We start from the raw sequence: 12,750 nt of genomic DNA on the forward strand, positions 1-12,750 counted from the left end.
CGCCCACCCCGCCCCATCGAAACCATCGAACAAGGAGATTCCATCATGCTGCAGATCCGCAAGAGCGCTACCCGTGGCCTGGCCGAGCATGGCTGGCTGTCCTCGCGCCATACCTTCTCGTTCGCCAGCTACTACGACCCCCGCTATGTGAGCTTCGGCCCGCTGCGGGTCATCAACGAAGACAAGGTGATCGGTGGCCAGGGTTTCGGCACCCACAGCCACAGCAACATGGAGATCGTCTCCTACGTGCTGGGCGGCGCGCTGGAACACAAGGACTCGATGGGCACCGGTTCGGTGCTGCGCTACGGCGACGTGCAGCGCATGAGCGCAGGCAGCGGCGTCAGCCACAGCGAGTTCAATCATTCGGCCAGCGATCCGGTGCATTTCCTGCAGATCTGGATCTTCCCGGAGGCCGAGAACATCGCGCCGTCGTATGAGGAGACTCACTTCACGCCGGAGAGCAAGCGCGGCCAGCTGCGCCTGATCGCCTCGCCGGATGGCGCCGATGGTTCGCTGCATATCCATCAGGATGCGCGCATCTTCGCCACCATCCTCGATGGCGAGCAGAAGCTGCACCACGCCCTGGCTGCTGGCCGCGGCGCGTATGTGCAGGTGGCGCGCGGCCAGCTGCAGGTCAATGGCATCACCCTGGAAGCGGGTGACGCACTGCAGGTCAGCGACGAGGCACAGCTGACCCTGGAAAACGGCAACGACGCCGAAGTGCTGGTGTTCGACCTGAAGCTGTAACCAGCATGCCCGCGATGCCATCCGGCATCGCGGGCATGTCCTGTTGCAACGCGATCAGAACTTGTACGTCACTGCCAGCCGCACGTTGCGCGGCTCGCCCCAGGTGTAGGTGCTGTACCAGCTGAAGATCGTGTAATAGCGCTTGTCCAGCAGGTTGTTGACGTTGACCGTGGCCGACAGGCGATCGTTGAACTGGTACCGGGCCATGGCATCCAGCAGCCAGTACGGCTGGGTGCGATGAACCACCGACGTGCCACTGGCCGGGTTGGTGATGTCGCCGAACGTGGAGTCCTGCCAGCGCGCACCGCCACCGACAGTCAGGCCCTGCCAGTCGCCGCGCAGGCGGTAGCTGGTGTGCAGGCTGAACTGGTTTTCCGGCTCCAGCGTGGTCACCTTGCTGCCGGCCTGGCGGGCGATCTTGTGCGCAAAGCCACCCTGCACCTGCCAGCCCTCGGCCAACTGCCCGGACATCTCCAGTTCGTAGCCCTTGGTGCGTACGCCCATCAGTGCGCGATAGGCGTCTTCTCCGTTGGGCGTTTTGCCGCCTGTAGGCTGGGCGAAATTGTCCTGGTCGAGCTGGAACAGTGCCGCGCTGGCATTGAAGCGGCCGTCGAGGAACTCCGCCTTCAGGCCCATTTCGTAGCTGCGGCCTTCCAGCGGATCCAGTGCCTTGCCCTGTTCATCGCGTTCGCTGTGCGGCTTGAAGATGGTGCTGTAGCTGGCATACACCGAATAGTGCTGGCCAAGGTCGTAGACCACGCCGGCATAAGGCACGAACACGCCGGTCTCGCGCGTCTGCGGCGAACGGTAGCTGGCCAAGCGGCTGCCGACGATCACCTTCAACGGGTCGGCCACGTCGAAGCGACCGACCACGTACAGGCCGTTCTCGCGGGTCACCTCATTGTTGCCATAACCGCGCTGCCATTCCGGCTCCGGGATGTCGCCCTTCCAGCTGTTGTAGTCGGCAACGGCGGTCGGGTACCCGGGCTGCGGCGAATAGCCGGTGTTGGTCCAGCGCTTGCGCGAGGCACTGCCGCCAACCACCAGTTCATGCTGGCGACCGAACAGGCCGAAATTGCCGCTCAGATAGAAGTCGGCCGCGTTGCTGACCGTCTTGCCGACGTACTTGCCCAGCCACAACGAGACACCTTCGCCGCTGACCGGATCGGGATTGGCACCGGCCGCACCGGCCAGTGCTGCATCGTAGCCGTTGACCTGGTGGTTGAGCTGCAGCTTGGCTACCCAGTCGTTGTCGAAGGTATGTTCCAGCGTGGCAAAGCCGGTGCGCACGTATTGGCGCCAACCGCTCCAGTGGGTGCCGTTGTTGAACGAGCGCGGCATGTCGTTGAAGTTGCCCTGGCTGTCCAGCAGCGGAATACCGCCCCAGGTCGAGCCCTTGGGATCGCTCTCCAGCACGTCGCCACCGACTGTCAGCAGCGTGCGTTCGCCCAGATCGGCTTCCAGCACGGCATAGCCGACCTTGCTGGTGCGCTGGTAGAAATCCAGATTGGAATGCTTGTCCTGCCAGGCACCTACCGCGCGCCCACGCACGCGCCCATCGGCAGTCAGCGGGCCGCCGACATCGACTTCGGCACGGTAATCGTCCCAACGGCCGACGCCGAGCGTCGCACTGCCAGCAAATTCCCTGCCCGGCTTCTTGCGCACCAGGTTGATGGTCGCGCCGGGATCGCCCATGCCGGTCAGCAGGCCAGTGGCGCCCTTGAGCACTTCGATGCGGTCGTAGATCGCGGTATCGCTGAGGGTATTGCCGGCCGAGTAGGCCGAGTCGCGTGACATCGGAATGCCGTCGTACTGGAAGTTCTGCACGGCAAAACCACGTGCGTAGTACTCGGTGCGCTCACTGTCGTAGGTGACGATGCTGATGCCCGGGGTCACCCGCATCACGTCATCGATGCCATCCAGACCGAAGTCGTCCATCTGCGCGCGGGTGATCACGCTGATGGTCTGCGGGGTCTGCCGCGGGGTCAGCACCAGGCGGGTGGCGGTAGCGATGGTGCCCGGCGTGTACGCGCCGCTGCCTTCGGTTATGGTGCCCAGCTGGTTGGCGGTGACCTGCACGGTCTGCAGGGTCTGCGAGGTTGTCCTGTCCTCCTCTGCAGCCGGCGCGGATTGCGCCGAGGCAATACCGGCAGCGGCAAGTGAGGTCAGCAGGAGCCCCTGGGCAAGGGCATTCGCCAACGGGCGACGACGCAGGGACAGCACGGAAAAACGGACAGGCACAGACGACACGACGAGACCTCCACGATGGGGTGGGATCCTCTGGCGGCGGCTGGAGGGGGATGGGGAACAGCGGCCAAGGGCCGCAGGCGCAGGAGTCTACTCTGCCGGGCCCGGGCTGTCGTCGGTTGCGACCCGGGCGGCACCGCTTCGCGCGATGGCCAGCCGCTGACGGCAGCCACCGCTTCCGGGATCAGTGCAACCACGCGGTCGGTGTGTTCAATGGCATTGATCAACGGTGACGCATCCGGACCGCTGCATTCGTATGCGTCGCCCGATGTCATCCATGGCACTTGCCCATCGCCTCTGAAAACGTTTTCATGAAGGCGATCCTCTGGAGCCTTCCTCGCGCATGACGCCCTCTTCTCCCCGCGCCCAGCAGCACGCGACCCGCGCTGCGTTCTTCATTCCCGGCTTTGCCACCGCTGCCTGGGCACCGATGGTGCCCTTCGCCAAGGCCAAGGCCGGATTGTCCGACGCCAGCCTGGGCGGGCTGCTGCTGTGCCTTGGCCTCGGCTCGCTGCTGGCGATGCCACTGGCCGGTGCGTTGACCGCGCGCCTGGGCTCGCGCCGCTTGATGATCGCGACCACGGCCCTGATCCTGATCGCCCTGCCACTGCTGACGCTCGCCCCCACGCCGCTGGCACTGGGAGCAACGCTGTTCGTGTTCGGTGCGGGTGTGGGGGCGATGGACTGCACGATGAACATGCAGGCGGTGGCCGTCGAGCGCGATGCCGGGCGGCCGATGATGTCCGGCTTCCACGCGTTCTACAGCATCGGCGGCTTCATCGGCGCCGGCTGCATGACCGGCCTGCTGGTTCTCGGCACGCCCCTGTGGCTGGCGTCATTGGCTGCCGTGGCGGCAATGCTGCTGGTGGCCGTGTTGTCGGCACCGCACTGGCGCCCGCAGCGCATTCTGCATGACGGCCCGATGCTGGCCCTGCCGCACGGCGTGGTGCTGTTCATCAGCGTGCTCGCCTTCGTGGTGTTCCTGGCCGAGGGTTCGATGCTGGACTGGAGCGCGGTGTTCCTGGCCGAAATACGCCACGTGCCGCGCGACCAGGCCGGTGCCGGTTTTGCCGTGTTCACGCTGGCGATGACGGCGATGCGCCTGTTCGGCGATGGCATCGTCGAGCGCCTTGGCCGCACCCGTACCATCGTCATCGGCGGCATCACCGCTGCGGCCGGTTTCGCGCTGGCCACGCTGGTGCCCTCCTTCGCCATGGCGCTGGTCGGCTACGTGCTGGTGGGCCTGGGCTGCGCCAACATCGTGCCTGCCCTGTTCTCGATGGCCGGCCAGCAGCGCGCGATGCCGGAGAGCATTGCGATCACCGCAGTCACCACGCTGGGCTATGCCGGCATTCTTGCAGGCCCCGCAGCAATCGGCGCGCTCGCCCATGCCACCAGCCTGGGCTTTGCCTTCCTGTGCGTGGCAGCGATGCTGCTGGGTGTAGCGGCATCTGCACGTTCGCTGGCCCGCCGCCTGCCCTGACGCTCAGCCGCGTGCTGGGGTTTTTGCGGGTGTGTCGACGCCATGCACCAGCCATTCGGCCTGGGCCGGCAACTGCGGTGCCGGACACGCGGCTTCCGGATGGTGCTCGTCGCGCGCCATCCAGTCATCGACCACCCCGGCCAGCAGGTCCAGCCGCAGCGGCAGGGTGATGTGATCTTCGCCGCGCATCTCGATGTAGTGCGCACGCGGATTGGCCTGCGCCAACGCGCGGCCCTGGCTGACCGGAATGTGCTGGTCGCCCTGCCCGTGCAGCAGCAGCACGCAGGCGCGGGTATCGGCCAGCGCACGGGCAACATCCACCTTGTCCAGATCCACGTCGATGCGACGGCTGGCGGCGGCCACCACCTGGTTGATGTCCTGGCTGCCGTAGCGCCAGCGTGCATACGAAGCGATGGCCTGTGCCTTCAACCCTTCCGGCTGCAGGGCCATCAGATGCGGAATCATGGTGCGGATCGCGACCCCGGCATTGGCGAACGATTCCATCGCCACCACGCCGGCGACCTGGTCGCCCAGCTTGTCGGCGGTGAACAATGCGGTGGCAGCGCCGTAGGAAACACCGAACAGGTACAGCGGGCCGGTCACTTCGCCGCGCGCGCGCAGTTCGGCGATGACATCCACAACATCGTCCGACTCATAGGTGCCGTAACCGGAGGGACCGGCGCCGGACTGGCCATGGTTGCGCAGGTCCAGGGTGATCACGCGGTAGCCCGACTCGGCCAGCTGCAGCGACCATGGCAGCATCGAATCACCGTTCATCATCCAGCCGTGCAGCAGCACCACGGTGCCACGCGGTGCCTGCGCGCGGAACGGCTGCGGTACGGACAGGCTCAACCCGGTATCCAGTGGCAGGCCGTTCTGGTGGTGCTGCGGCAGGTAGTGGTAGCGCGCACCGTAGTCGCCCGGATCGAAAGCACGCCAGAAGATCGGCACGCCATCACGGCCCGGGGCGAAGCCATGCCGGTTCGGCAGCGCGGCCACAGCTGCGGCGATACGCGGTTGATCAAGCAGGGTCGAAACGCCACCGGGCGCGATCAGGCGGTCGCTGAGCGAGGTGGACGAGGCCGTCATCGAGGAAGAACATGCGGCCAGCCACAGGCCGGCGCACGCCAGCAAAAGCAGCAGCAGGCGCTTCATGGGCAGTCAGGGGAAAAGTGCGACAGCGTGGCAGGTTAGCGGCCACGCCCGCCGCCATCTATCGCAGCTGGATGACGGGTTGATGACAGCGCAGGATCGATTCAGCTTGTCACAATGTCGCGACCGGCCAAAGCATTGATCCGGATCAATGAACGCCATCGCATGAATGGCCACAGTGCCGGCATGCGCACCCCGTTCAAGCTCGCCATTGCCCTGGCCGCCACCTTGGCCGCCGCTTACGGCATCGCCCGCAGTACGCCGTACTGGTTCGCCCCACGGCAACAGGCCGAGGTCGACATCCACGACCCGGCCCTGATCGAGCAGGGCCGGTACCTGTCGCGTGCCGCCGACTGCGCCGCCTGCCATACCGCACCGGGCGGCAGGCCGTTCGCCGGTGGCCTTGGCATGCAGACCCCGATGGGCACGCTGTACTCGACCAACATCACACCGGACACGGAGACCGGCATCGGCGCATACGACTACGCCGATTTCGAGCGCGCGGTGCGGCGTGGCATCCGCCATGACGGCCAGCCGCTGTATCCGGCCATGCCCTACGCCTCGTACGTGATCGCCAGCGATGCCGAGATCAAGGCGCTGTATGCCTACTTCATGGGTGCGGTGCAGCCGGTCCGGCAGGACAACGCCGACAGCACGATTCCGTGGCCGGCAAACATGCGCTGGCCGCTTGCCTGGTGGCAGCTGTTGTTCGCACGCCCGCGCAGCTTCATCCCTGATCCCACCCTGGATGCCGGCCAGCAGCGCGGCGCCGAACTGGTTGAAGGCCTGGCCCATTGCGGCGCGTGCCATACCCCGCGTGGGCTGGCCTTCCAGGAAAAGGCGATGGCCGACGATGGCAGCCGCCAGTTCCTGTCCGGCTCGGTGCTGGAAGGCTGGTACGCGAAGAACCTGCGCAATGAGCAGACCGGCCTGGCCAGCTGGAGCGAAGCCGAAATCGTCGAGTTCCTGCGCACCGGCCGCACCGATCGCTCCGCGGCTTTTGGCGGCATGGCCGATGTGGTCGAGCACAGCACGCAGTACCTGTCCGACGCCGATCTGCTGGCGATGGCCCGGTACCTGAAGCAGCTGCCGGCCCGCGAAGGGCGCAGCGCGCAGTGGACGCCGGGCACCGACACCACGACCGCCGCACTGCGCGGCGGCGACTACCGGGTGGCCGGTTCGCTGGCCTACGCCGAACACTGCCAGGCCTGCCATCGCGCAGATGGCCGTGGCGTGCCACGGGTCTACCCAGCCCTGGCGGGCAACTCCATCGTCTTCGCCGATGATCCCAGCTCGCTGGTGCAGGTAACCCTGACCGGCGGGCGCACGCCACATACCGCACATGACCGCATGGCATTCACCATGCCGGGCTTCGAGCAGCTGCCCAATGCGCAGCTCGCCGACATCCTCACCTTCATCCGCAACAGCTGGGGCAACCAGGCCAGCGCGGTCACTGAACTGGACGTAGCGCGCATGCGCCGGGTGGTGCGTGACAAGCCGGCGCATGTGGTCCCGCAGGAGACGGCGCAATGAGGCGTTCGAAGAAGCGCTCGACAGCGTTGATCGCCAGCACGGTTGTTGCAGTGTTGCTGGCCGGTGCTGGCACGCTGCTGTACCAACACCTGTACCCGGACCTGGACGCGGAAGTCGCAAGGACCCTGGACATCCTCGACAGCCACGGCCAGGTGGTGGGCCAGTACCAGGTACCCAGTGCCGAGGAGATCGCCAGCCTCGGCAACGCCGACGCGGTGATGTTCGGCCGTCGCCTGCTCAACGAGACCGCACGCCTGCTGCCGGACAACGTCGGCAACGATCTGAACTGCAATTCGTGCCACATGGCCGAGGGCAAGCGACCGTTCGGCAACCACTACCTGAACACCGGAGGCGGCAGCTACCCGCGCTACATGCCGCGACCGGGCAGGGAAATCGGCCTGGCCGAGCGCATCAACGGTTGCCTGCAGCGTTCGATGAACGGCAAACCGCTGGCCAAGGACGCGCCGGAGATGCGTGCGATGCTGGAATACATGGCGTGGCTGAGCCGCCCGGTACCGGAGGGTGCGCGCGTGGCCGCGCCCAGCGAAGGGCCGATCGACAGCACGCTGACACCGGACCCGATACGTGGACAGGCGCTGTATGCCGCGCAGTGCGCCGCCTGCCACGGCGACAACGGCGAAGGCCGGCGCGACGCCAGCGGCGATATCGCGTTCCCGCCGCTGTGGGGCGAGCGCAGCTTCAACATCGGTGCCGGCATGGCGCGTCTGTACAAGGCCGCAGGCTTCGTCAAGCACAACATGCCGCCGGCAGTGACCCGTGAACCGCCACTGGGCCAGCAGGTGATGCTCGACCAGGACGCGGTGGATATCGCCAGCTACTTCATCAACCAGCCGCGCCCGGACTTCGCCGGCAAGGCCAAGGACTGGCCGCGCGATCCGAAACCGAAGGACGCGCGCTACTGAGCAATGCCCCGGCCTTGCCGGCGGTCACACAACACACTCCCTGCATCTGCGCGTCACCGCCATGTCATCGGCGCTGCCGACACTCCCGGACTTTCCTCCCTTGAAGGTCCGGTTTCGATGCGAACGATTGCGCGCTTTCCCCGTATCTCGCTGCTTGCCCTGCTGATTGCTCCCGCACTGGATGCCCTGGCTGAAGCACCGCAGGGCGATGTGGCCGATACGCGAAGCGCCGATGCGCGGACCCTGGACCAGGTACAGGTGATCGGCCAAGCCACCAGCTATGCCAAGACCTCGGTGCGCCAGGAAACGTTGAACCGGCAGACCGTGTTGAGCAGCGTCAATGGCGCGCTCAACGAAGTGCCCGGCGTCGTCGTCAGCGAAGCCGATGCCACCGGTTCGTCGGTGTGGGGCACGCAGATCAGCATGCGCGGCTTTGTCACCAACCGCGACACCCAGCAGATCGGCACCACCATCGATGGCCTGCCCAATGGTGGTTCCGGTTATGGCGGCGGCTCGCTGGCCAACCGCTACATCGACACGCTCGACCTGGAAACGGTGGAAGTGAGCCAAGGCACGGCCGATATCTCCTCGCGCTCGAACGAAGCACTCGGTGGCACCCTGAATTTCCTCACCAGCGACCCACTGCAGGAGCAGCGACTGCGCATGGTGGTAGGTGCCGGTGACAATGAAGCGCGCAAGTACTACGTGCGCTACGACACCGGCCTGCTTGCAGGACACACCCGCGCGTGGATCAGCGCATCGTCGGCGCGCGTGCATGACTGGATCGACGGCACCGGCCACACCAGCAACGACAACATCGCCGGCAAGTTCATCACCGAGCTGGACCGCTGGACCCTGACCGGCTACCTGTCCTACAACGATGCCGACGAGCCGGAGTACACCAGCGTTTCGCCAAAGGGGTTCGCCACCAACCCCGACCGCGACGGCCTGGTCGGCACCCTGACCGGCATTCCGTACCTGGACCAGAACTACCGCTCCGGTTCGCGCGCACTGCGCGAGAACACGTTCGGCTACCTGCGCGCCGCCTTCGATGGCGGCAACGGTTTCAAGGCCTCGATGGCCGCCTACGGGCACCGCATGCAGGGCCGCGGTGACTGGCTGCCACCGTACCTGGCCGACGTCAACGACGACGGTGCCGGTCGCCCGCAGTCGGAGTACCTCGGCGGCAGGACCGTCTACGGTGGCAGCAACCGCGGCCAGATCTACTTCGTGAACCCCGACGGCAGTTCCGCCCAGCGCCTGGCCAGCTGCACGCCGCGACTCGGCTTCAGCGCCGAGTACGACCCCAACTGCTACGCCGGCAACGTGCAGGGCGCGCAGTCCTACCGCCACTCCCACTACGACAACGATCGCGTGGGCGTGACCGCCGACGTCGAATGGCGGCAGACCTTTGGCGCCATCGACAACACCGTACGCGGCGGGCTGTGGGTGGAGAAGCTGGACCGTTCCGTGCGCCGCGATTGGCACCGCCTGCTCAACGTCGGCCAGGACATCGCCTTCGACCACCAGCCCTACTGGCTGCAGTTCGAGGACAAGTACAAGGTCGATGAGCAGATGTACTACGTCGAGGACGTGGCCCGCTTCGGCCCGTTCAGCGCGCGCCTGGGCGTAAAGCAGTTCTTCGTCGACCAGTCCCGCCGCCGCGTGATCGGCGCCGCCGAGAATGTGAAGTCCGACTCGAAGTCCGATCCGCTGCTGTCCACCGGCTTCACCTGGGCCCCGGGCGTGGAGGGCATGGAACTGTTCGCCGGCTACTCGCAGAACTTCGCCGCTATCCCGTCCGGGGTGCTGGGTGAAACCGATCCCCAGCGCTTCCGCAACGTCGAACCGGAGACCGCCGACAACATCGAACTGGGCATGCGCATCAGCCGCTGGCCGCTGACCGCCTCGGTCACCCTGTACAACATCAAGTTCGACAACCGCATCGTGTATCTGCCGGCCGGCCTGGTCAGCGGCATCGACTACCTCGGCGAGACCGATGGCGTCTACGAGAACTTCGGCGGCGTGGAGAGCAACGGCCTGGAAGCGGCCTTCGGCTACGGCTGGGACAATGGCTGGCGCATCAATGCGGCCTATACCTACAACCGTTCCAAGTACCTGGGCAGCGGCAACGACGCGCGCGACACGCAGCTGGGCATCGTCGATGGCGCCAAGGTGATCGGCCAGCCGGAGCAGATCCTGGTGGTGTCGGCCGACTGGCAGGGTGAGCACTGGAACTTCGGCCTGTCCGGTCGCTACCTGGGCGAACGCTACCTGGACGCGGCCAACGTCAACAAGCTGCCCTCGGCCACCGTGTTCAACGCCAACATCGGCTTCGACCTGCAGGGCCTGTCGCCGCGCCTGAAGGGCATGGGCGCCAACCTGGTGGTGAGCAACCTGACCGACAAGCGTTATCTTGCAGGGGTGGACGGCCGCGACAACGCCTTCATCGGCGCCCCGCGCACCGTCGGCATCTCCTTCCGCGTGGACCTGTGAGTGTGACCCTGTGACTGATACCGGCCGACGCCGACTGTTGCAGGCCGGCGTCGCCGCCGGCCTTTCGCCGCTGCTGCCCAGCATCGCCCGGGCAGCAGCGATCGTCCCTGCTTCGCGCACGCGCAGCCTGCAGGACCTGCAGCACATCGTGGTGTTCATGCAGGAGAACCGCTCGTTCGACCACTACTTCGGCACGTTGCCGGGCGTGCGTGGCTTCGGTGACCGTTTCGTTGCCCCGGCGTCGCCGCTGCCCGGTGGCGACCGCCCGCGCAGCCTGTGGCTGCAGCCCGACGCCAGCGGACAACGCGCCATCGCCCCCTTTCCGTTGGATACCGCTGCGCACTTCGGCTACATGCGGGTGGAAGGCACGCCCCACACCTGGCCTGATGCACAGCAGGCGTGGGACCACGGGCGCATGGCGCACTGGCCCAAAGCCAAGCAGAACCATTCGATGGGCTACTTCCAGCGCAGCGACATGCCGTTCCAGTTCGCCCTGGCCGATGCGTTCACGCTGTGCGATGCCTACCACTGCGCGATGCAGGCCGGCACCAACCCGAACCGCGTGTTCCTGTGGACCGGCCACAACGACGCCCAGGGCCAGGCAGGCGGCCCGGTGATCGCCAATTCGCACGACAATTTCCCCGAGCTGGGCGGCCATCCGGACTCGTACCGCTGGGCCAGCTATGTCGAGCGGCTGCAGCAGGCCGGCGTGTCCTGGCAGATCTACCAGGACATGGCCGACAACTTCACCGACAACCCGCTTGCCGGGTTCGAGACCTTCCGCCAGGCGTACCGCGGAGACCCGGGGCATGACCCGGAGCTGCGCGCGCGCGGCGTCAGTACCCGTGGCCTGGCGCAGCTGTGCGAGGACGCGATCAGTGGGCGCCTGCCGCAGGTCAGTTTCATCATCGCCGACGCAGCCGGCAGCGAGCACCCCGGTCCGTCCAGCCCCGCGCAGGGCGCCGCCTATACCGCGCGCCTGCTGGATGCATTGACCGCCGATCCAGAGGTGTGGAGCCGTACCGCCCTGCTGCTGATGTTCGATGAGAACGATGGCTTCTTCGACCATGTGCCGCCACCGGCACCGCCCTCCCCGCTTGGTGCCGGCTGGGCCGGTGCGTCGGCGGTCAGTACCGAGGGCGAATACCACCACCGCCCGGCACCGGGCGACGAGAAATACGATGCCGCCGAGCTGCGTGGGCGCCCCTATGGGCTTGGCCCGCGCGTACCGTTGTATGTGGTTTCACCGTGGAGCCGCGGCGGCTGGGTCGACTCGCAGGTGTACGACCACACGTCGGTGCTGCGTCTGATCGAGCGCCGCTTCGGCGTGGCCGCGCCGGACATCTCGCCGTGGCGGCGTGCGGTCTGCGGTGATCTGAGCAACGCCTTCGACTTCGCCCAGCGCGACACCCGCCCCTTCGCCAAGGCGCTGCCCGATGTCACCGCTGTCGCCGCGCGCGCCGCCGCCCTGCCCGGCCGTACCGTGCCCGCGCTGCCCGATGGCCTGCATCCGGCCCGCCAGGAGCCAGGCGTACGTCCTGCACGGGCACTGCCCTATCGGCCGCAGGTGCAGGCCACATCGGTGGATGGTGCTGGTCTCACCCTGCAGCTGGCCAGCGATGGCGCCGCGGCCGTGCTGCATGTCTACGACCGCCTGCGCCTGGACGCCGTTCCGCGCCGTTACACCGTGGTACCGGGTGCCCCGCTGCAGGATCGCTGGCCGCTGGATGCGCAGGGCCGTTACGATCTCTGGCTGCTGGGACCGAATGGATTCCATCGCCATTATCGCGGCGATGGCACGCTCGCGCCGCTGCACGCGCACGTGGAGCGCGCGGACGGCCAGATGCGCCTGACACTGCGCAATCCATCGCCTTCGGCGCGGAAGGTCCAGGTGCAGGCCGGCGCCTACGCCGGCCACATGCCCACCCGCGAACTGCAGCTGGTGGCCGGCGCGGAAACCGTACTGGCCTGGGATCCCGCGCCAACCGCAGGCTGGTACGACCTGATCGTGCGCTCGCAGGGCGTCGAGCAACGCCTCGCCGGACGGGCCGAAGACGGCCGGCCTGGCACCAGCGACCCTGCCATGGGCAGCGAACCGCTGCGCTTCGATCACGGCTGAAAGTGATTCTGTGGAGCCGGGCGCGTGCTCGGCTCCACAGGGTGGGACAT

The 12,750-nt window shown here is 66.9% G+C and carries 8 protein-coding genes; 6 read left to right on the forward strand and 2 right to left on the reverse strand.

The genetic code is table 11. The annotated features are described in order from the left end of the window. Window positions 1-45: 45 nt before the first annotated feature. A complete protein-coding gene (locus tag TEP_RS11755) occupies window positions 46-747 on the forward strand; it encodes a pirin family protein (protein WP_025878940.1) in 702 nt (233 codons plus the stop codon). A gap of 54 nt (window positions 748-801) precedes the next feature. Here TEP_RS11755 and TEP_RS11760 read toward each other — a convergent pair whose 3' ends face one another. Beyond that, window positions 802-2,997, reverse strand: a complete 2,196-nt coding sequence (locus TEP_RS11760; RefSeq protein WP_132825397.1) for a TonB-dependent siderophore receptor — start codon at window positions 2,995-2,997, stop codon at window positions 802-804. 340 nt (window positions 2,998-3,337) lie between these two features. Here TEP_RS11760 and TEP_RS11765 point away from each other — a divergent pair, with 340 nt between their 5' ends. After that, the gene (locus tag TEP_RS11765; protein ID WP_132825398.1) at window positions 3,338-4,477 is read left to right on the forward strand and encodes an MFS transporter; all 1,140 of its coding nucleotides are present in this window, start codon (window positions 3,338-3,340) and stop codon (window positions 4,475-4,477) included. A 3-nt stretch (window positions 4,478-4,480) separates the two neighbouring features. On the opposite strand, the gene TEP_RS11770 is transcribed toward TEP_RS11765, so the two are convergent. Then, window positions 4,481-5,632, reverse strand: a complete 1,152-nt coding sequence (locus TEP_RS11770) for an alpha/beta fold hydrolase (protein ID WP_132825399.1) — start codon at window positions 5,630-5,632, stop codon at window positions 4,481-4,483. Window positions 5,633-5,815: 183 nt separating this feature from the next. Here TEP_RS11770 and TEP_RS11775 point away from each other — a divergent pair, with 183 nt between their 5' ends. From TEP_RS11775 to TEP_RS11790, 4 genes are all read left to right on the forward strand, one after another. After that, on the forward strand, window positions 5,816-7,162 hold the full coding sequence (locus tag TEP_RS11775) for a cytochrome c (RefSeq protein ID WP_132826521.1): 1,347 nt from the start codon (window positions 5,816-5,818) through the stop codon (window positions 7,160-7,162). After that, complete coding sequence (locus tag TEP_RS11780; protein ID WP_132825400.1) at window positions 7,159-8,085, forward strand: c-type cytochrome; 927 nt, start codon at window positions 7,159-7,161, stop codon at window positions 8,083-8,085. Before TEP_RS11775 ends, TEP_RS11780 begins: the two co-directional genes overlap by 4 nt. Window positions 8,086-8,202: 117 nt before the next feature. After that, window positions 8,203-10,581 (forward strand): TonB-dependent receptor, encoded by a 2,379-nt coding sequence (locus TEP_RS11785; protein WP_132825401.1) that lies wholly within the window; start codon window positions 8,203-8,205, stop codon window positions 10,579-10,581. A gap of 10 nt (window positions 10,582-10,591) precedes the next feature. Then, window positions 10,592-12,700 (forward strand): phospholipase C, phosphocholine-specific, encoded by a 2,109-nt coding sequence (locus TEP_RS11790; protein WP_132825402.1) that lies wholly within the window; start codon window positions 10,592-10,594, stop codon window positions 12,698-12,700. Window positions 12,701-12,750 lie beyond the last annotated feature (50 nt).

Source organism: Stenotrophomonas sp. TEPEL, from assembly GCF_004348785.1.
In the GTDB taxonomy this organism is placed as follows: Bacteria; Pseudomonadota; Gammaproteobacteria; order Xanthomonadales; family Xanthomonadaceae; genus Stenotrophomonas; species Stenotrophomonas indicatrix.